This window comes from Aureimonas sp. OT7 (genome assembly GCF_014844055.1).
Taxonomy (GTDB): Bacteria; Pseudomonadota; Alphaproteobacteria; order Rhizobiales; family Rhizobiaceae; genus Aureimonas; species Aureimonas altamirensis_A.
The window spans coordinates 3,214,856-3,234,255 of sequence record NZ_CP062167.1; the positions used below are offsets into that span (position 1 = coordinate 3,214,856).

A 19,400-nucleotide genomic window follows, 5' to 3' on the forward strand; every position below is an offset into this window, starting at 1 on the left:
TCACCAGCGAGCAGCGCGCCGCCGCAATGCGGGGCGAGCCGCCCTTTTCAACCCAGCCCGTCAAGCGCAGCAAGGTCGCGACGGCCCTGAAGGAATCGGTCATCACGGCCGCCGTCGTGGCAGGTCTCGGCGTGTTCTTCCTGCTACTGCGCACGGACATAGCGCCCGGCGGGCTCGTCTTGTCGTATCGCTGGGACATGTGGCTGATTGCCATCGGCCTCGCCTTCGCCATCCGCTTCGTTCTCAGCCTGACTCTCTTCCAGGCCGACAAGCCGCTCAAGGAGCGGTTCGGCGGCGGCAAGGCGCTGTCGGGTGTCGGCAGCCGCTTCGGCAAGGTGCTGGCTGCGGCGTTGTTCCTGCTGGCCCTGACGTTCCCCTTCGTGATCGGCTACGTGCTGCCGGGCCGGGAGCGCTACATGATCGACCTGGCCATTCTGATCGTCACCTATGTGATGCTCGGCTGGGGCCTCAACATCGTGGTCGGTCTGGCCGGTCTTCTCGACCTCGGCTATGTCGCCTTCTATGCGGTCGGCGCCTATTCGTTCGCGCTGCTCGCCATCAACTTCGATCTCGGCTTCTGGGTGTGCCTGCCGATGGCCGGCCTGTTCGCCGCCCTCTGGGGCGTGATGCTGGGCTTTCCGGTGCTGCGCCTGCGCGGCGACTACCTTGCCATCGTCACCCTCGCCTTCGGCGAGATCATCCGCGTCGTCCTGTTGAACTGGGGCGAGTTCACCGGCGGGCCGAACGGCCTCCTGGGCATTCCGCGTCCGACATTCTTCGGGCTGGAATTCGGGCGGGGCGAAGGCTCCTTCGCGGACTATTTCGGGCTGGAGCCTTCGACGCTCCATCGCTTCATCTACCTCTACTACATTATCCTGGCCCTGGCCCTTCTCACCAACTTCGTCACCATGCGGTTGCGCAAGCTGCCCATCGGCCGGGCCTGGGAGGCGCTGCGCGAGGACGAGATCGCCTGCCGCGCGCTGGGCATCAACACCACCAACGTCAAGCTGACGGCCTTCGCCACCGGCGCGATGTTCGGCGGCTTCGCCGGCTCGTTCTTCGCCACCCGGCAGGGCTTCATCTCGCCGGAAAGCTTTACCTTCCTGGAATCGGCGATCATCCTCGCCATCGTGGTCCTGGGTGGGCTAGGCTCGCAGATCGGCGTCGTGATCGCCTCGATCGTCATGATCGGGGGCATCGAACTCCTGCGTAACCTGACGGTCCTGCAGGCCGTGTTCGGCGCCAATTTCGACCCGACCGAGTATCGCATGCTGATCTTCGGTGTCGCCATGGTCGCCATCATGGTGTGGAAGCCGCGGGGCCTCGTTTCGTCGCGATCGCCATCGGCGGTCTACAAGGAAAAGAAGAAGATCGGCGCCGACATGGTAGCCCAGGGCGAAGGGCACTGAGCATGATCGCCAATACGGAACAGACAAGAATGGCATCCAGCGAGCGCTGGACGGCAGACCCCGTCCTGACGGTCGAGCATCTGACGATGCGCTTCGGTGGCCTCACGGCCATCGATGACCTCTCCTTCGACGTCGGACGCGGCGACATCACCGCGCTCATCGGCCCCAACGGCGCCGGCAAGACGACCGTGTTCAACTGCGTCACCGGTTTCTACAAGCCGACCGAAGGGCGCATCACCCTGCGGCGTGGGCGCGGCATACCCGCGCGCGCGGTCGAGGACCTGACGCGCAGCGGCCGCCAGTATATGAAGGCCGAGGGCGGCGAGCTCTTCCTGCTCGAACGCATGGCCGACTTCAGGATCACCCACACCGCCGGCGTCGCCCGCACCTTCCAGAACATCCGCCTGTTCGGCGGCATGACGGTCTTCGAAAACCTGCTCGTCGCACAGCACAACCGGCTGATGGTGGCTTCCGGCTTCACCTTCGCCGGACTGGTCGGCCTGCCCTCATACCGCCGTGCGCGGGAAGCGGCGCAGGACCTGGCGATCGACTGGTTGAAACGGACGGCTCTCCTGGACCGGGCCGACGACCCTGCCGCCGATCTTTCCTACGGCGACCAGCGCCGGCTGGAGATCGCCCGCGCCATGTGCACGCAGCCGGCGCTCCTGTGCCTCGACGAGCCCGCCGCCGGCCTCAACCCCCGCGAATCCGCCGAGCTCAACGACCTGCTGCGCTCGATCCGCGACGATGACGGCGTGTCCATCCTGTTGATCGAGCACGACATGGGCGTCGTCATGGAGATTTCGGACCACATCGTGGTTCTGGACTACGGCAGGAAAATCTCGGACGGCACGCCCGATAGCGTCCGCAACGACCCGAACGTCATCGCCGCCTATCTGGGCGTCGACGACGAAGAGGTCGAGGCCGTCGAGGAGAAGCTCGAGCAGGGCGACGTCGACGCGGCCATCGCAGAAGCCAACCTAGACCAGGGAACCGCCCGATGAGCGCCGTCAATCCCAACGCCGCGGCGGCCACGGCGCCGCTTCTGTCCATTCGCGGGGTCGAGACGTTCTACGGCAAGATCCAGGCGCTCCGGGGCGTCGACGTGGACGTCCACGAGGGCGAGATCGTAACGCTGATCGGCGCCAACGGCGCCGGCAAATCCACCCTCATGATGACGGTGTGCGGCAACCCGCGCGCCCGTTCCGGGCAGATCGTCTATCGCGGCGAAGACATCACCCATCTGCCGACGCACGACATCATGAAGCGTCAGATTGCCCAATCGCCGGAAGGCCGCCGCATCTTCGGCCGCATGACGGTGATGGAAAACCTGCAGATGGGCACCACCCTGATCGGGCAGGATCACTTCGACGAGGATCTGCAGCGCATCTTCACCCTCTTCCCGAGGCTGAAGGAGCGTATCGACCAGCGGGCCGGAACATTGTCGGGCGGCGAGCAACAGATGCTCGCCATCGCCCGCGCCCTGATGAGCCGTCCGAAGCTGCTGCTTCTGGACGAACCGTCGCTGGGTCTGGCGCCGATCATCGTGAAGCAGATTTTCGAAGCGATCCGCGAGCTGAACCGCACCGAAGGACTGACCGTCTTCCTGGTGGAACAGAACGCCTTCCATGCCCTGCGCCTCGCGCATCGCGGCTACGTGATGGTCAACGGTTCGATAACGATGTCCGGCACCGGACGCGAACTTCTGGCGCGTGAAGAGATCCGCAGCGCCTATCTCGAAGGCGGGAGGCACTGATGCAGCCGGAAATGACGCTTCTCTGGGAAGTCACCCTCTTCGAGTTCCTGCTGGTGACCGCGATCATCGGCGGCGGCATGGCCTACATGATCGGCCGGTCTACCGCCCTCACCTGGAGCGGGTGGGGGCTGATGGCCTTCTATGTCCTGCTGCTGACGATCGCCGTCCGCTTCATCCACTTCAGCCTGTTCCACGGAACGTTCTTCCTTCCGTTCGAAACGCTGCCGATCGCACTGCACTATGCGGCGATCGACTACGTCGTTCTGTTCCTGCTCGCCGCCACAGGTCGCTGGCGTACCCGCGCGTCGCAGATGGCGCGCCAGTACCGCTTCCTCGACCAGCAAGCTTGAACTGGGCACGGATTGACGCCGCACAAGAATTAATCTTCCGGCGGCGTCTTTCCCATTTCATAATCCCCTGGACTGGTCTTTAATCCATCCAGGGCACCGCGCGGCACCAGCATCAGAGAGCCTGCCGGGGTGGATCGTCAACAACATGGGAAGGTCATGATGAAGAAAGCACTTTTGGCCGGTGTGGCCCTCAATCTCGTTCTGTCCGGCGCGGCTCTCGCCGACATCACGATCGGTGTTGCCGGTCCGATGACGGGTCAGTACGCCACGTTCGGCCAGCAGCTTCGCGTCGGCGCCGAGCAGGCCGTAAAGGACATCAACGCGGCCGGCGGCATCAATGGCGAGCAGCTGAAGCTGTCGATCGGCGACGACGCCTGCGATCCGAAGCAGGCGGTGGCGGTCGCCAACCAGTACGCGTCGGAAGGCGTCGTCTTCGTGGCCGGTCACTTCTGCTCGGGCTCGTCCATCCCGGCCAGCCAGGTGTACGCCGAGGAAGGAATCGTCATGATTTCGCCCGCGTCGACCAACCCGGATTTCACCGACAAGCGTCCGGCTGACGGCATCTACCGCGTCTGCGGCCGCGACGACCAGCAGGGCGAAGTCGCCGGCGCCTATATCGCCGAGCATTTCGGCGACAAGAACGTCGCGATCCTCAACGACAAGTCGGCCTACGGCAAGGGCCTGGCCGACGAGACGCAGGCGTCCCTTGAGGCGGCCGGCAAGAAGCCTTCGCTGGTTGAAGCTTACACCGCCGGTGAGAAGGACTACACCGCGCTGGTTTCGAAGATGAAGCAGGCTGACATCGGCCTCGTCTACATCGGCGGCTATCACACCGAAGCCGGCCTGATCGCCCGCCAGATGAAGGAACAGGGCGTCAGCGCCGTGATCATGTCGGGCGACGCCATCGTGACCGACGAGTACTGGGCGATCACCGGCGACGCCGGCGAAGGCACCCTGATGACCTTCTCGCCGGATCCGCGCAAGAACCCGGTCGCCGAGCCGGTCGTCAAGGAGATCGAAGCCGAGGGCAAGTCCGCGGAAGGTTACGCGCTCTACACCTATGCGGCGATCCAGGCCTGGGCCGATGCGGTGAAGGCTGCCGGCTCGACAGACTACGAGCCCGTCGTCGAGGCGCTCGACTCCGGTGATTTCTCCACCGTCATCGGCGACCTGAAGTTCGACGACAAGGGTGACGTCACGCTGCCCGGCTATGTCGTCTACGAGTGGAAGAACGGCAAGTACGACTACGTCGAGACCGCATCCGCGCAGTAAGCGGACGTCCTCGCTCGCAGTATCCGGACCGGGGCGGCCCTGCCGCCCCGGTCCATTTTTTTCAGACCATCAGGCTGCGTACGATCGGGTAGGCAAGCCGATATCGGCGGTAGGCCGCTTCGAAGGAGCTTGCCGGCCCCTCACGCGGGGAGAAGCGGCTAGCCACGGGCGGCATCGTCATCACATCCTCCGGCGAAGCGCTTTCGGCCGCGCAGAGCCCGAGACGCGCGGCCCCGAAGGCCGCACCGAAATCGCCGGACGCCGGCAGCACGATATCGCGCCCAAGCACATCCGCCAGGATCTGCAGCCACACGGCCGAGCGGGACCCTGCGCCGACCGCGATCAACGGTCCCTCGCCCTTGACGCCGCCCCCCGCCTCCTGGCAGCCGCGCATCGAAAAGGCCACGCCTTCCATCACCGACCGGGTCATGTCCGACCGGGTCGTCTCGGCCGACAGGCCGACGAAGGCGCCCCGGACGACCGCGTCGTTATGGGGTGTCCGTTCTCCTGCCAGATACGGCAGGAACAGAAGGCGTGACGCCTCGTCCGGCGCCTGCGCGATCTCCCCGGCCAGGGCCTGCGGGGTCTGGCCCACGACACCTGCCAGCCACTCCAGCGAGCCGGCCGCCGACAGCGTCACGCCCATATGGTGCCATAGGCCCGGAATGGCATGGCAAAAGGTGTGGAGGGCGGTTTCCGGCGCCGGCTCGTAGCCGTGCGAAGGGGTAAACAGCACGCCGGAGGTGCCCAGCGATACGAAGCCCGTTCCCGACCGGGTCACGCCGACCCCGCATGCGGATGCTGCGTTATCGCCCGCACCGCCCGCAACGACGATTCCGGCAGGCAGGCCAAGGTCACGCGCAAGGTCGTCCCGCAGCCGGCCGGCCGGCTCGGTGCCCTCGACGAGGCCCGGCATTACGCTCCCATCGAGGCCGGTCTTTTCCAGCATGCGGGCAGACCAGCGCCGCGCGCCGGTATCGAGCCACGACGTTCCGGCGGAATCCGACAGGTCGGACAGCATTTCGCCCGTCAACCACAGGCGCAGATAATCCTTCGGCAACAGGACATGCGCAAGGCGCTCGCGCAGCTGCGGCTCATGACGCGCCACCCAGACCAGCTTGGGGGCGGTAAAGCCCGGAAACACGATATTGCCGGTGATCGCGCGCGACTCATCGTCGTCGAGGGCTTGCGCTTCCTCGTCGGCACGGCTGTCGTTCCACAGGATGCAGGGCCGCAGCACCGCATGATCGGCGTCCAGAAGGGTGGCGCCATGCATCTGGCCGGACAGGCCGATACCCCTCACCTGCGCCATCGCCTCCGGGGCCTGCCGGGCCAGTTCGACGATCGCGCCGCGCGCCGCCTCTATCCAGCTCGCCGGGTCCTGTTCCGACCAGCCGTAGCGTGGCCGCTGCACGGACAACGGCGCGTGTGCGGTGGCCACCGCCGTCTGCCGCTCGTCGATCAGCAGGGCCTTGAGGGACGAGGTACCGAGATCGAGCCCGAGATAATATGCCAACAGCGCCTCCCTTGATGCGGCTTCATCGTTTATAGGCTGGCGAGCCGAAGGCAAGCTCAAGGGTTCATCATGAGTCGCATCGTATACACCAACGGTATCTATGTGCCCGAGGACGAAGCCCGTGTTTCCGTCTTCGATCGTGGCTTCCTTTTCGGCGACGCGGTGTATGAGGTGACCAGCGTCCTCGAGGGCCGGCTGATCGATTTTGCCGGCCACATGCGCCGCCTGCGCCGTTCGCTCGCCGAGCTTTCCCTTGCCTCGCCGGCGGACGACCAGGCCCTGCTCGAGATTCATCGCGAGCTTCTGCGTCGCAACGGCCTGAGCGAAGGCGGTGTCTACATGATGGTGTCGCGCGGGGTCGCCGACCGCGACTTCGTCTTTCCGCCCGAAACAACCCGGCCGACGCTGGTTGCCTTCACGCAGAGCTGGAACGAGGCGAAATCGCCCGAGATCGAGACCGGGTTGAAGGTGGCCTTCGTCCCCGACCTCAGATGGGGACGCCGCGATATCAAGACGGTGCAACTTCTCTGGCCGTCCATGGCCAAGATGGAAGCCCGGCGGCAGGGCAAGGACGATGCCTGGCTGGTCGAGGACGGCATGGTCACCGAGGGCACGTCCAACAATGCCTTCATCATCGGCGCGGACGGGCACATCGTGACGCGGGCGCTGTCCAACAGCATCCTGCATGGCACGACACGGGCGAGCCTGCTGCGCCTTGCCGCGGAAAAGGGCCTGACGGTCGAGGAGCGCCCCTTCTCCACCGACGAGGCCCGCAACGCGGCGGAAGCGTTTATCACCTCGGCAGGTGCCTTCGTCATGCCCGTCACGGAGATCGACGGGGCCACCATCGGCGACGGCAGGCCAGGGCCCGTTACCCGCGCCCTGCGCCGCATCTACATGGAAGAAGCCCTGCGCACCGCGATTTGACTCTGCAGTCAATCAGCGGTGACTGGCGGCGGGACCAGACGCATGCAAGATCACGGCCTGATAATCCGGTAAAAGGGGAGCCCCATCCGAATGGAAACGCGTGATATCGTTCAGATCGCCCTGTTCGCGGCCATCATGGCCGTTCTTGGGTTGTTTCCGCCGCTGACCGTACCGTTGATCGGCATCCCCATCACCGCGCAATCCATGGGCCCGATGCTGATGGGCGGCGTGCTCGGCGCCCGCAAGGGCGGGCTGACGATGCTGCTGTTCATTCTGCTGGTCGCCGCCGGCCTCCCGCTCCTGTCCGGGGGACGCGGGGGCCTCGGCTATCTCATGGGTCCGTGGTCGGGCTTCATCTATGGCTGGCTGGCGGCCGCCATCGCGGCGGGCTGGCTCACCGAACGCGCCTGGAGCAGGCTCAACTTCGTTTCCTCCTTCCTCATCTCCGCGGTGGCCGGCATCGGCATCGTCTACGCGATCGGCGTGCCATGGTACGCGGCAGCATCCGGGATGGATCTCCTGTCCGCGTTCACGACATCGGTTCTGGCGTTCATCCCCGGCGACCTCATCAAGGCGGGCATCGCCGCCGCCGTCATCGTGCTGGTGAAACGGTCCTACCCGCTGATCCGGGGCCGTGTCGCCACAAGCCATTGATCGTCTTCGACAACGTAACGCTGACGCGCGGCGGGGCGACCGTCCTGTCGCATGTCAGCCTGCGGTTGACGGAAAGGCGGATCGGCATCGTCGGCGCCAACGGGTCGGGCAAAAGCAGCCTGTGCCGCCTGATCAACGGGCTGCTCCTGCCGACGACGGGCCAGGTCCGTGTTTTCGACCTCGACACGCGCGCAGACGCCAAGGCCATACGGCGGGAGGTCGGCTTCGTCTTCCAGAACCCGGACAATCAGATCGTCTATCCCACCGTCGGGGAGGACCTTGCCTTCGGGCTGAAAAACCGGGGCATTCCGAAAGCGGAGATGCAGCCGCGCATTGCCGCCGCCCTGGCCGAACGCGGGCTTGGCGGCTTCGAAGACCGTCTGGTGCATGAATTGTCGGGTGGCCAGCGCCAGCTCGTCGCCCTGGCCGGCGTGCTCGTGCTGCGCCCGCGCATCCTCGTTCTGGACGAACCCACCACCCTTCTGGACCTGCGCAATACGCGGATGCTGATGCGGGCGCTGGACACGGTTCCGGCCCAGGTGGTGATGGCGACCCATGACCTTTCCCTTCTGTCCGGCTTCGACCGGGTCATCTGCTTCGACGGCGGCGTCGTCGTCCAGGATGGCCGGCCGGATGCGGTCCTGGCGGCTTATTGGGACATGCAGGCATGATCGCGGGGCTCTACATGGCCGGGGACAGCCCCGTCCATCGGACGGCCGCCGGCCCCAAGCTGGCCGTCCTGGCGGTCGGCAGCACATTGCTGTTCCTTGTCGGCGGCTGGATCAGCGCGACGGTCGGCCTGGGCGCGGCGCTTTTGGCCTATGCCGTGGCCGGCCTCGGGCCACAAACGATCTGGCGGCAGTTTCGCGGGCTGCTTCCCATCCTGCTGTTGATCGGGCTGACACATGTCGTGCTGGGCGAGTGGCGATCCGCCTTCGTTCCGCTGCTGCGGCTGACGGCGGTGGTCCTGGCCGCGAACCTCGTCACCCTGACGACGCGCAGCATGGACATCACATCCGCGATAGAGCGCGCCCTCGTGCCGTTTGCGCGTATCGTACCCCCCGCCAAGGTGGCCCTTGCGATATCCCTGACACTGCGTTTCATACCCGTTCTCGCAGCCATCAAGGACGAGATCCGAGAGGCGCAACGCGCCCGCGGCCTGGAGCGCAGCGTGGTGGCCCTTGCCGTGCCGTTGATCGTGCGGAGCCTCCGGATGACCGACGAGGTGGCCGAGGCCATAGAAGCGCGAAGCTGACCGGATCATGCCGCACTGCAAAACCACGCTTGACTTGCAGGCCCGCCACGGCGGAACCTGCCGGCATGACAAAGATTCGATCCCTATGCGTCTATTGCGGCTCTTCCGCTGGTAACGCGCCTCACTATCTCGAAGCAGCATACGCCCTCGGCGAGGCCATGGGCCGATCCGGCATCCGCCTGGTCTATGGCGGCGGCACGCGCGGTATCATGGGCGCGGTGTCGGATGGCGTCATCCGCGCCGGCGGACAGGTCACCGGCATCATTCCACGCTTCCTGATCGACATGGAAGCGACGGAACGCGAATTGAAGCGGCTGGATGAGCTGATCGTCACCGAGGACATGCACGAGCGCAAGCACACGATGTTCGAACGCTCTGACGCCTTCGTCGCCCTGCCCGGCGGCATCGGTACGCTGGAAGAGCTCGTCGAGATCATGACCTGGGGGCAGCTCGGCCGTCACCGCAAGCCGATCGTCATCGCCAATATCGGCGATTTCTGGCGTCCGCTGGCCTCCCTTCTCGACCATATGAGCGCAGAAGGCTTCATCCACACCGCGCATCAGGTGCGCCCATTGGTCATCGACCGGGTGGAGGATATCCTCCCGTCCATCGAAGCCGCCGCGACGCCGACATCGGACATCGGCCGCGAGGAGATCATCGAGCGCCTCTGAGGCGTCAGCAGCCGGGCACGGCGTCCGCCTTGCGTGTTCGCCGGCGACGCCGTCCATCGGCGACGAGCGACCAGGTGTAGATCGCCAGCGCGACCCATATGAAGGCGAAGGCCACGAGCCTCCACGGCCCGAAGGGCTCTCCGAACAGATAGACCGCCGTGAGGACCAGCAGCGTCGGCACCATGTACTGCAGGATGCCGATGGTGGACAGTTTCAGCATGCGGGCGCCGGCTGCGAACAGGATCAACGGTATTGCGGTGGTGGGTCCCGAGCCGATCAGAAGCAGCGTCTCGCCGGTGCTGGTGCCGAACTGCGCCTCGCCGTGGGCAACCAGCCAGATGCAGACGGCCAGCGCCGGCAGCAGCAGAATCAGCACTTCCAGGAAGAAGCCCTCGGCCGCACCGATGGGAATGAGCTTGCGCAGCAGGCCATAGCTGCCGAAGGACAGCGCCAGGATCAGCGATACGATCGGCAGGCCACCCGCCATCACCGTCATCACCAGCACGCCGATCGCCGCAAGCACTATGGCGACGCATTGCAGCCGCGTAGGGCGCTCTCCCAGGAATGCCGCGCCCAGCAGAATGCTAACCAGGGGGTTGATGTAGTAGCCGAGCGCCGCCTCCACGGCCTGTCCGTTGATGACGGCGTAGACATAGGTGCCCCAGTTGAGCGTGATGACCGACGCGGTCAGCGCGGCAAGGCCCAGATAGGTGGGCGTCAGAAACGCGCGCATTCCCGCAAGGCGCCCGCGCCAGGCGAGCAGGATCGCCACGAAGGGGACCGCCCAGGCGATGCGGTGGGCCACGATCTCGGCCGTCGGGACATGCGAAAGGGATTTGAAATAGAGCGGAACCACCAGGCCCCAGATCAGATAGGCGCTGATTGCGGCGGCGTATCCACGACTGGATTCCGCCTCCGCGATGTTCGGAGCCGGGCTTCTTTGTTCCATCGGGCCGCCGCCTTCTCAATCGTTCAGGGTGGCAGCTCTACCACTTATGCCGGGCGCGCGATCAAGCATTCTCGTCATGGCTGCGATCAGGCCCGATGATGAATCGAGCCTGACGTCAGTCGTGGTCCGGATGCTGGTAGGACCGGATATCCGCCAGCCAGCCAAGGCCTTCGTGGTCGTCCGCCGTCGGCCGGCCGGGAAGCTTCGGCAGGTCGTCCGTATAGGGGAGCTTTCCTTCGGTGCCGTACTGCACCACGGGCCGCAGCGCGGCAGGGTCGTCGAAAGCGCCGATGGCCAGGGCAACGCCGTCCGGCGCCTCATAGGTGAGCGGCGTTCCGCAGCGCGGGCAGAAGCCGCGCATGACATGGTTGGACGATTGGAAGCGGCTGGGTTCGGCCCCGGTCCATGTCAGGCGCGCCGAGCCGACCGACACAAGGGGAGCGAAGACATTGCCGAAAGCCTTCTGGCACATGCGGCAATGACAGATGGAAGCATCGCCGGGGGCGCCCTCCAGAGTGAAACGGACTGCGCCGCATTGGCACCCGCCCTTCAACACAGGCTTGTTGTCCAACGTCATCCGGCTTCCCCCTCCCCGGCGGCAAAAATATTCGTAGCCTCGACCAGGCTCGCCAGCGTGCCCGGTTCAGAGAAGGCATGCCCGGCATCTTCAACGATCCGCAACACGGATCGCGGCCATGCCTTATGCAGATCCCACGCCGTTACTGGCGGCGTCACCACATCGTATCGCCCCTGCACGATCGTGCCGGGAATGTTCTCGAGGGCGCCGGCATTGGCGATGAGCTGTCCCTCCTCCAGCCACAGATGGTGGACGAAGAAGTGGTTCTCGATCCGGGCGAAGGCGATGGTTGCCTCGCCGGCCTGGCCGTCGACGCCGGAAGGCTGCGGCATGGAGCGCATCGACACGGTCTTGGCTTCCCAGTCCGTCCAGCTGCGTGCTGCCCGCGCGCGCACGGCGCGATCCTCGGATGTCAGCATGCGGCGATAGGCGGCTATCGGATCGTCGCGCTCTTCCACGTCCAGCGGCGCTATGAACCGCTCCCAGGCATCGGGAAACAGTCTGCTTGCGCCCTCGCGGTAGAACCAGTCCAGCTCGCTGCGACGACCGGTGAATACACCGCGCAGGATGAGGCCCGACACATTCTGCGGATGCGCCTGCGCATAGGCCAAGGCAAGCGTCGCGCCCCACGATCCACCGAAGACGAGCCAGCGTTCCGCGCCCGTCAGAAGGCGCAGCCGCTCGATGTCGGCGACGAGGTCGTGCGTGGTGTTGTCCTCCAGCCGCCCCAGCGGCGTCGAGCGGCCGCAGCCGCGCTGGTCGAACAGCAGGATGCGGTACCGTCGCGGATCGAAGAGCCTGCGATGCACGGGGCCGCACCCGCTGCCTGGCCCGCCATGCAGGAAAACCACCGGTATGCCGTCCGGATTTCCGCAGAGTTCCCAGTAGAGCTGGTGGCCTCCGCCGACATCGAGACGCCCCTGCCGGTATGGCTCGATCGCCGGGAACAGCAGTGTCGCTCCGTCCTTCATCTGCGTCTTTCCCAACTGGTCGTCCGCTCGCCCGTGGCCGCGTCGCGCCCATCCTTGAGGAGGATGCCTTCGACGGCAAGGGCATCGCGGATGGCATCGGCCGCCGCAAATTCCTTGCGCTTCAACAGATCGAGACGCTCTGCGATCCGTTCAAGGGATGCGACGTCGAGAGCGTCGGCGCGCAGCGGCTCGATGCCGATCAGGCGCAGGCTGGCAAGCGCCGCCCCCGCCTCGCCGCCGTCGAACAGCTCATGCACCCGCGCAAGGGCCGCCGACAGCGCCAGATCGTCCTTCAACGCATCCAGGAAACGCGCATCCGGCTCGGCGTCCGCAGGGGTGGCCGACAGGCCGGCCGCACGGGCCATCCGCTCCCATCGATCCAGTTCGCGCAGGGCCTCCTCCAGGCGGGCGTGGGTGAAGTCGAGGGGCTCGCGATAGTGCGTCTTCAAGAGCGCCAGCCGCACGACCTCGCCGGGCCAGGAACGGCCGCCGATCTTCCGGGTCGCCAGGATATCGTTGATGGTGACGAAATTGCCTTCCGACTTCGACATCTTGCGCCCTTCGACCTGCACGAAGCCGTTGTGCAGCCAGACCTGCGCCATGCGGTCGGTGCCGTGCGCGCAGCAGGACTGGGCGATCTCGTTTTCATGATGCGGGAAGATCAGGTCCAGGCCCCCGCCATGGATGTCGAAGACGGGGCCGAGGTGCACCTCGCTCATGGCAGAGCATTCGATATGCCATCCCGGCCGCCCCCGCCCGCCGATCCCGGCAGGCGACGACCACCCCGGCTCCTCCATGGTGGAGGGCTTCCACAGCACGAAATCGGTCGGGTCTTTCTTGTACGATGCCACCTCGACCCGCGCGCCGGCGATCATCTCGTCCAGGCTTCGGCCGGACAAGGCGCCGTATTCCGGCATGGACGGCGTATGGAACAGGACGTGACGGTCGGCGACATAGGCGTTGCCCTTGTCGACCAGGGTTTCGATCATGGCCTTCATGGCGTCGATGTGGTCGGTGGCACGCGGCTCGACATCCGGCGGCAGCGCCCCGAGCGCGGCGATGTCGGCATGAAACTGCCGCGTCGTGCCGGCCGTCACCCGGGCGATGGCCTCGTTCAACGGCAGATCCGGATGCTCGCTTGCCGCCCGCGCGTTGATCTTGTCGTCGACGTCGGTGATGTTGCGGACGTAGCGCACATGCGCCTCGCCATAGAGGTGGCGCAGCAGGCGGTACAGCGTGTCGAAGACGATGACCGGGCGCGCATTCCCGATATGGGCGAAATCGTAGACGGTGGGCCCGCAGACATACATGCGCACCTGCCTTGCATCGGTCGTGCGGCCGGCATCCGCCCAATCCAGCGGACGGAATTCCTCCTTGCGGCGCGTCAGCGTGTTGGTCAGCGAAAGCCCGCGAAACCCGTCGTCCATGATGCATCATACCCCGTCATGACAGGTGGCGATTGCTAACCGGATTTCCCCGTAATGACAATTCGCGGGTGCCGGGCCTGAAGCCCTCGGGGCCGCAGCAACACGAAACCGTGTCTTCTTGTGGCGACGCCCGCAGGATTCGGCGTTCACGCTTCGTTACAGATCTTTTACTTTTTGTTAGCTGTAACGCGCAATATTACTGAGATACTCGCCGTTATCCGGTCGCAATTGTTCAGTTTAACGAAGGCCGGGACGAACAGATAACGAGACCGACGATGAAGACGCAGAACCAGACCCATGACCCATTCCGCTCCAGGCGCGAGCGCGAAAGCGAAGTAAAGCTGGTGCAGAAGTACCGGGGAATCGGGATCGCGGCAGTGGCTGCCGCGGGTTCGCGGATGGGCCGCGTGTCGGCGGTCGTTCAGCCGGCACCGCACGCCGGACATCTCGTCGAAGCCGTCGACTGAGCTTTACGCGTCAGAATGCCAGTCGCCCCTGCGCGGGCGGCTCCGGCGTCGGGCGCGGCCGCTGGATATCCGGCGACATGTCCGCAGCCGAGTTGACGCGATCGGAGATCGCGTCGATCTGCCAATCCATGCCCTGGGCGTCTTCGAATACGCGCTGCAGCGCATCCGGCGCCACGTGGCGGCAATCCAGCCAGAGCTGCTCGGTATTGCGCCTCAGCGTTACGGGCTCGCGCGGGTGGATATCGGCCAACGGCCCCGCGGCGGCACGCGTCAGGATGGCAACGGTGTCGATTTCGCTGCCATCGGGGGCGAGGTAGGTTTCCATGATGGCGGCGAAGCCGAAGACCTGCCGGTCGGTCGGCCGGACGAAATAGGGGATCGACTTTCCGGTCCCCTGCTTGTGCCACTCGTAGAAGCCGCTTGCCGGCACGATGCACCGCCGGTGAGTCAATGCCGGCCGGAAGGCATTCCGAACGGCGGCCGTTTCCGAGCGCGCGTTGAACAGAAGCGGCATGGAGGCAACGTCGCGCGTCCAGGCAGGAATGAGGCCCCAGCGCGCCAGCAGCGCCTGCCGGCCGCCTGCCAGGCCTCCGGCCTGTCCTCGCTGCCGCCGATCACCACAAGGACGGGTTGCGACGGCGCGATATTGTATCGCGCCGGAAACTCTTCCGGCAGCGCGACATCGAAGCGTTGGCTCACCTCTTCAGGCGCATGGGTCAGGCAAAAGCGTCCGCACATATCTGGCAGATGGCGGCCCCGCGGCCATCCGTCAAGCGAACCGGCCAGTCGTGAAAGGAAGATGCATGACGCCGCGCCTTGCCGTATCCGCCTGTCTCTTCGACCGAGAGGGCCGCGTTCTCCTGGTAAAACGCCGCAACGAACCCTATGCCGGGCGCTGGAGCCTGCCGGGTGGACGCGTCGAGGCCGGCGAGACCCTGGCCGGGGCGGTCCACCGCGAAGTGCTGGAGGAAACGGGGATCGTTGCCGGCTCCCTGACCCTTTTGTGCAAAATCACGGCGGGCGAAGGGCAACGGACGTTCGAGATTTCGGTATTCTTCGGAACGGTCGATCGGCCGGCCCAGGCGGGCGGGGATGCAGTGGCAACCGCGTTCGTGCAACGGGCCGCCCTCGCCCGGCTGGCCGAAACTGAGGACACGACACCGGATCTGATCAAGATCGTAACCATGGCGCAACAAAGACATCGGGAGGCTGACGGCACGCTTGCCAGCGGCGGGTCGTAAGGGCCATTGTTCAGCCATGATGAAAAGCCTACGCGATGCCCTCCCCGTCCTCTTCGTCGTGCTTGCGCTTGCGGGTCCGGGCGAGGCGCAGGAAGCCGCACCAGCGCCGGCCGCGCCGGCCCCCTACATGAAGCCGCTGGAGCGGCTGTCGACCATCCTGGGCTCGGTCCACTATCTGCGCAGCCTGTGCGGCGCCGACGACGCCGAAAGCTGGCGTGAGCGCATGAACGCCCTCCTGGAGACGCAGAAGCCGAGCGAAAGCGAACGGCGGATCCTCGTCGCTCATTTCAACGGCGGCTATCGTGCCTTCGAATCCACCTATCGGCGGTGCACGCCCTCCGCGGAACTGGCCGTCGACCGCTACCTCAAAGAGGGAGCGAAGCTTTCGACGGAGATCGCATCGCGCTACGGCACATGACCGCAATCGCGCCGGCTACGCCAAAAAGCTTAACATTAATGGCAGCTTGTGTCCTTCGGGCCCTTTCCTTCCAAAAGCAAAGAGGCTTAAACGGGGTGTTCGCATCGAAACGCAAGGGGTTTGGTACATGATCGATCTGCATGGGGCCGAACTGGACGAAGCGGTGGCCGCCGAAAAGAAGCAGGTCGCCTTCGAGTACCATAACGAAGCCTGGGCCGACGGCATGTCGGACGGAATCGAAGCCGAGATCCTTGCCGAGACAGCCATTTCCACGGCCTTGACGGAGCTTGTCCGCCGTCATGGGGAAACCGAAGTGCTGGAGCTGATGGACACATTGCGCACCCGGATCGAGCACGGCGAGTTCCGTGGTGAACGCAATCTTCAATAAGTCTTTCGTCCTCGCACTGCTCGCAGCCGCCAGCGCAGCGCCGCCGATTCTATCCGCCATCGCGGCGCCCGCGGCGGCCTTTTCGCAGATCCAGCCCGAGGAAGGCATATTCCAGCGCCGGGAAGGCATCGTGACGGTGCCGCTGCCGCCGCTGGACGATGCCCGACCGACGATCGTCGAACCCTCCCGGCGCGATTTCGAAGAACCATCCGACATGCCGCCCGCCCCGCCCGGCGGTCCGGCCCATACGCCGGACGGCTCCATCCGCGATCAGGACGCGCCGCCGGGCCGGCCAGCCGTCGATGACGATGTGTCCGGCGCCCCCGACGCACTGCCGCTGGCGGACGACGATACCAGCCCCCTTCCCGTCTTTTACGGCGACGATGCATTGCCAAAGCCGGTCCGCGACCTGCGGGAACGGCTTGTCGATGCCGCACGGAGCGGCGACATCGAGAAGCTGAGACCCTATCTGGAGCCGGGCGAAGACGGGACGGCGCTGTCGGTCTTTCCGCTGGACGGCGACCCGGTCGAATTCCTGAAGGCGAATTCAGGCGACGGCGACGGCGTCGAGCTGATGGCGATCCTGCTGGAGGTGCTGGAAAGCGGCCATGTTCGCGTCGATGCCGGCCGCGACAGCGAAATCTACGTCTGGCCCTACTTCACGCAGGTTCCGCTGGAAACACTCGACAAGCCGAAGCTCGTCGAGCTGTTCGAACTGGTCACCGCAGGCGACTATCAGCGTATGCTCGAAAACGGCGCCTATGATTTCTACCGCGTCGGCATTTCGCCGGAAGGGCGGCTGGAATTCTTCCTGATGGCGGACTGACGTGGCGTAGCGGAACACAACGCCCGTCAGGCCTGCAACGCCTCGGCGAAGCGGGCGACCTCGCCCCGCGACGGTGTGGCCACCTCGCCCTCCCACATCACCCGCTGGCCGCGAACGATGGTGCCCACCGGCCAGCCGGTCACCTCGACGCCGTCATACGGCGTCCACTGCGCCCGGGAGCCGATCCACGAATTGCGAATCGTCTCGCGCCGCTTGAGGTCGGCGATGGTGAAATCGGCGTCATAGCCGACGGCGATGCGCCCCTTGCCCGCCAGCCCGAAGATGCGCTGCGGCCCGGCCGATGTCAGGTCCACGAAACGGGCCAGGCTGAGCCGGCCCTTCGCCACGTGGTCCAGCATGATGGGCACCAGAGTCTGCACGCCGGTCATGCCGGAGGGCGATGCCGGGTAGGGTCTGGCCTTTTCCTCCAGCGTGTGCGGCGCATGGTCCGAGCCGAGCACGTCGACGATGCCCTGCGCGATGCCATGCCAGATGCCGCTGCGATGCGCGTCGGAGCGGACCGGCGGGTTCATCTGCAAAAGAGTGCCGAGGCGGGCGTAATCCGCGTCACACCTGGTCAGGTGATGCGGCGTCGCCTCGCAGGTTGCATGCTCCTTGTGATCCGCAAGGAAGAGGATCTCTTCGGCCGTCGAGATGTGCAGGACATGTATCCGCGCACCGGTTTCCCGCGCGATCCGGACAAGCCGCCGCGTGCATTCCATGGCGGCGACGGCATCGCGCCAGACGGGATGCGATGACGGGTCGCCCTCGACACGCTCGGACATGCGCTCGCGGAGCCGATACTCGTCCTCCGAATGGAAGGCCGCGCGGCGGCGCGTATTGCGCAGGATCTCCCGCACGCCTTGATCGTCCTCCACCAGCAGCGAGCCCGTGGAGGAGCCCATGAACACCTTGATGCCGGCAGCGCCGGGAAGCCGCTCCAGTTCTGCAACGTCGTGGGCGTTTTCACGCGTGCCGCCGACCCAGAAGGCGAAGTCGCAGTGCATGCGATGATGGCCGCGCGCCACCTTGTCGGCCAGGGCCGCCTCGCTTGTCGTCAGCGGATCGGTGTTGGGCATCTCGAAGACGGTCGTGACGCCGCCCAGCACGGCCGCCCGCGATCCCGTTTGCAGATCTTCCTTGTGGGTGGGGCCCGGCTCGCGGAAGTGGACCTGGCTGTCGATGACGCCGGGCAGGATATGCAGCCCGGTGCAGTCGACGACCTCGCCGGCGGCCTCCGCCGCGATGCTTCCGATATGGGCGATGCGTCCGTCGCGGATACCGATATCGCGCGGGCCCTCGCCATCCTGATTGACGACCGTGCCGCCCTTCAACACCGTTTCGAACCGCTCGGCCATCATCGTGCCCTCACTCCTGCGTCCAACCACGATCTGGGCGATACAGGGCCCGGAGCGGTTGCGCAACCGCTCCGGGCCGGCCATATCTGGCCGACGAACCAGCCCCTGGATGCCGCCATGCCCTCTGCCCGCCAGCCCGACCGAGCGACCCTTCATGTAACCGGTCCCGATGCCCGGCACTTCCTGCAGAACCTGATCACGACCGAGTTGGACGGCATGCCCGACACCGAGGCGCGTCCGGGCGCGCTGCTGACCCCGCAGGGCAAGATCCTGTTCGACTTCCTGGTATCCAGTCTGTCCGACGGCATCCGGCTGGACCTGGCCGCCTCGGCGCGCGATGCGCTTGCCAAGCGGCTGCACTTGTATCGCCTGCGCGCCAAGGTCGAGATTGCCCCCTCCGACGAGGCAATTGCCGCCGCCTGGGATCTGGATGTCCCCGGCCTGCGCGACATGCGCTTTCCGGACAGGACCGTTCTGCGGCTCTACGGGCCGGAAGCCGAAGGGGCGGACGACGAGGTGGTCGCCTACCGCGCCATTCGCATCGCCGACGGGGTCGCGGAAGCGGAGGTCGATTTTCCGTCCGGCGATGTGTTCCCCCATGACGTTCTGATGGACCAGAACGGTGGCGTCTCGTTTCGAAAGGGATGCTTCGTCGGGCAGGAGGTCGTCTCGCGGATTCAGCATCGCGGCACGGCGCGACGGCGCGTCATGGTGTTGCGGGCCGAGTCGCACATCACCCCCGGCGCCAATGTGGAAGCCGGCGGCAAGACGATCGGCACGGTGCTCTCGTCCGCCGATACGGTGGCCATGGCCATGATCCGCATCGACCGTCTGGCCGATGCCCTGCGCGCCGACCTGCAGCCGAGCGTGGACGGGGTTGCGGTGAGCGCGGAGGTTCCCGCCTGGGCCGGCTACGCACTGCCGGAAGCGGGCGGGGGCGAGGACGCGTGAGCCGCCGCGCACCCCGC

General features: G+C 65.8%; 23 protein-coding genes. 16 read left to right on the plus strand and 7 right to left on the minus strand.

What is annotated here, in order from left to right:
• The first annotated feature begins 26 nt into the window (after nt 1-26).
• The 5 genes from livM to IGS74_RS15430 all read left to right on the plus strand — a co-directional run bounded on the left by livM (nt 27) and on the right by IGS74_RS15430 (nt 4,787).
• Nucleotides 27-1,409, plus strand: a complete 1,383-nt coding sequence (livM, locus tag IGS74_RS15410) for a high-affinity branched-chain amino acid ABC transporter permease LivM (protein WP_052194809.1) — start codon at nt 27-29, stop codon at nt 1,407-1,409.
• Between the two features lie 29 nt (nt 1,410-1,438).
• Nucleotides 1,439-2,413 carry an ABC transporter ATP-binding protein gene (locus IGS74_RS15415; RefSeq protein ID WP_039193051.1) on the plus strand — a complete coding sequence of 325 codons (975 nt, stop codon included), beginning with the start codon at nt 1,439-1,441 and terminating at the stop codon, nt 2,411-2,413.
• Nucleotides 2,410-3,165, plus strand: coding sequence for an ABC transporter ATP-binding protein (locus IGS74_RS15420; protein ID WP_192387270.1), 756 nt, complete (start codon nt 2,410-2,412; stop codon nt 3,163-3,165). Before IGS74_RS15415 ends, IGS74_RS15420 begins: the two co-directional genes overlap by 4 nt.
• Nucleotides 3,165-3,515, plus strand: coding sequence for a DUF6867 family protein (locus IGS74_RS15425; RefSeq protein WP_192387272.1), 351 nt, complete (start codon nt 3,165-3,167; stop codon nt 3,513-3,515). The genes IGS74_RS15420 and IGS74_RS15425 overlap by 1 nt, the downstream gene beginning before the upstream one ends.
• A 159-nt stretch (nt 3,516-3,674) precedes the next feature.
• A complete protein-coding gene (locus IGS74_RS15430; protein WP_039193048.1) occupies nt 3,675-4,787 on the plus strand; it encodes a branched-chain amino acid ABC transporter substrate-binding protein in 1,113 nt (370 codons plus the stop codon).
• A 61-nt stretch (nt 4,788-4,848) separates the two neighbouring features.
• Here IGS74_RS15430 and xylB read toward each other — a convergent pair whose 3' ends face one another.
• Nucleotides 4,849-6,303 (minus strand): xylulokinase, encoded by a 1,455-nt coding sequence (gene xylB / locus IGS74_RS15435; RefSeq protein WP_192387274.1) that lies wholly within the window; start codon nt 6,301-6,303, stop codon nt 4,849-4,851.
• A gap of 69 nt (nt 6,304-6,372) precedes the next feature.
• On the opposite strand from xylB, the gene IGS74_RS15440 reads away from it, so the two are divergent.
• From IGS74_RS15440 to IGS74_RS15460, 5 genes are all read left to right on the plus strand, one after another.
• Nucleotides 6,373-7,230, plus strand: coding sequence for a D-amino-acid transaminase (locus IGS74_RS15440; RefSeq protein ID WP_192387276.1), 858 nt, complete (start codon nt 6,373-6,375; stop codon nt 7,228-7,230).
• 90 nt (nt 7,231-7,320) lie between these two features.
• The gene (locus IGS74_RS15445) at nt 7,321-7,884 is read left to right on the plus strand and encodes a biotin transporter BioY (protein WP_192387278.1); all 564 of its coding nucleotides are present in this window, start codon (nt 7,321-7,323) and stop codon (nt 7,882-7,884) included.
• Nucleotides 7,881-8,555 carry an ABC transporter ATP-binding protein gene (locus IGS74_RS15450; protein ID WP_192387279.1) on the plus strand — a complete coding sequence of 225 codons (675 nt, stop codon included), beginning with the start codon at nt 7,881-7,883 and terminating at the stop codon, nt 8,553-8,555. Before IGS74_RS15445 ends, IGS74_RS15450 begins: the two co-directional genes overlap by 4 nt.
• Nucleotides 8,552-9,139, plus strand: a complete 588-nt coding sequence (locus IGS74_RS15455) for an energy-coupling factor transporter transmembrane protein EcfT (RefSeq protein ID WP_192387281.1) — start codon at nt 8,552-8,554, stop codon at nt 9,137-9,139. Before IGS74_RS15450 ends, IGS74_RS15455 begins: the two co-directional genes overlap by 4 nt.
• A 65-nt stretch (nt 9,140-9,204) precedes the next feature.
• Nucleotides 9,205-9,810 carry a TIGR00730 family Rossman fold protein gene (locus IGS74_RS15460; protein ID WP_192387283.1) on the plus strand — a complete coding sequence of 202 codons (606 nt, stop codon included), beginning with the start codon at nt 9,205-9,207 and terminating at the stop codon, nt 9,808-9,810.
• 4 nt (nt 9,811-9,814) lie between these two features.
• Here the strand turns inward: IGS74_RS15460 and rarD are convergent, their stop codons facing one another.
• From rarD to cysS, 4 genes are all read right to left on the minus strand, one after another.
• On the minus strand, nt 9,815-10,759 hold the full coding sequence (gene rarD, locus IGS74_RS15465; RefSeq protein ID WP_192387285.1) for an EamA family transporter RarD: 945 nt from the start codon (nt 10,757-10,759) through the stop codon (nt 9,815-9,817).
• Nucleotides 10,760-10,874: 115 nt separating this feature from the next.
• Nucleotides 10,875-11,336: a GFA family protein gene (locus IGS74_RS15470; RefSeq protein WP_192387287.1), complete on the minus strand. Its 462-nt coding sequence runs from the start codon at nt 11,334-11,336 to the stop codon at nt 10,875-10,877.
• Nucleotides 11,333-12,307 (minus strand): prolyl aminopeptidase, encoded by a 975-nt coding sequence (gene pip / locus IGS74_RS15475; RefSeq protein ID WP_206688176.1) that lies wholly within the window; start codon nt 12,305-12,307, stop codon nt 11,333-11,335. The genes IGS74_RS15470 and pip overlap by 4 nt, the downstream gene beginning before the upstream one ends.
• Nucleotides 12,304-13,734: a cysteine--tRNA ligase gene (gene cysS / locus IGS74_RS15480; protein ID WP_192387289.1), complete on the minus strand. Its 1,431-nt coding sequence runs from the start codon at nt 13,732-13,734 to the stop codon at nt 12,304-12,306. Before cysS ends, pip begins: the two co-directional genes overlap by 4 nt.
• A 275-nt stretch (nt 13,735-14,009) precedes the next feature.
• On the opposite strand from cysS, the gene IGS74_RS15485 reads away from it, so the two are divergent.
• Entirely contained in the window at nt 14,010-14,201 is a 192-nt protein-coding gene (locus IGS74_RS15485; RefSeq protein WP_192387291.1) for a hypothetical protein, read from the plus strand.
• Nucleotides 14,202-14,211: 10 nt separating this feature from the next.
• Here the strand turns inward: IGS74_RS15485 and IGS74_RS15490 are convergent, their stop codons facing one another.
• Nucleotides 14,212-14,715, minus strand: coding sequence for an SOS response-associated peptidase (locus IGS74_RS15490; RefSeq protein ID WP_192391904.1), 504 nt, complete (start codon nt 14,713-14,715; stop codon nt 14,212-14,214).
• Between the two features lie 289 nt (nt 14,716-15,004).
• Here IGS74_RS15490 and IGS74_RS15500 point away from each other — a divergent pair, with 289 nt between their 5' ends.
• The 4 genes from IGS74_RS15500 to IGS74_RS15515 all read left to right on the plus strand — a co-directional run bounded on the left by IGS74_RS15500 (nt 15,005) and on the right by IGS74_RS15515 (nt 17,074).
• Nucleotides 15,005-15,442, plus strand: coding sequence for an NUDIX hydrolase (locus IGS74_RS15500; RefSeq protein ID WP_192387295.1), 438 nt, complete (start codon nt 15,005-15,007; stop codon nt 15,440-15,442).
• Between the two features lie 16 nt (nt 15,443-15,458).
• Nucleotides 15,459-15,860, plus strand: a complete 402-nt coding sequence (locus tag IGS74_RS15505) for a TIGR02301 family protein (protein ID WP_246722587.1) — start codon at nt 15,459-15,461, stop codon at nt 15,858-15,860.
• A gap of 127 nt (nt 15,861-15,987) precedes the next feature.
• A complete protein-coding gene (locus IGS74_RS15510) occupies nt 15,988-16,248 on the plus strand; it encodes a hypothetical protein (RefSeq protein WP_039192281.1) in 261 nt (86 codons plus the stop codon).
• Nucleotides 16,229-17,074, plus strand: a complete 846-nt coding sequence (locus IGS74_RS15515) for a hypothetical protein (protein WP_246722588.1) — start codon at nt 16,229-16,231, stop codon at nt 17,072-17,074. Before IGS74_RS15510 ends, IGS74_RS15515 begins: the two co-directional genes overlap by 20 nt.
• A gap of 26 nt (nt 17,075-17,100) precedes the next feature.
• Here IGS74_RS15515 and IGS74_RS15520 read toward each other — a convergent pair whose 3' ends face one another.
• A complete protein-coding gene (locus IGS74_RS15520; protein WP_192391834.1) occupies nt 17,101-18,432 on the minus strand; it encodes a dihydroorotase in 1,332 nt (443 codons plus the stop codon).
• Nucleotides 18,433-18,549: 117 nt separating this feature from the next.
• Between IGS74_RS15520 and IGS74_RS15525 the strand changes: the two genes are divergently transcribed.
• Nucleotides 18,550-19,383, plus strand: coding sequence for a folate-binding protein YgfZ (locus tag IGS74_RS15525; RefSeq protein ID WP_192387297.1), 834 nt, complete (start codon nt 18,550-18,552; stop codon nt 19,381-19,383).
• The last annotated feature ends 17 nt before the right edge of the window (nt 19,384-19,400 follow it).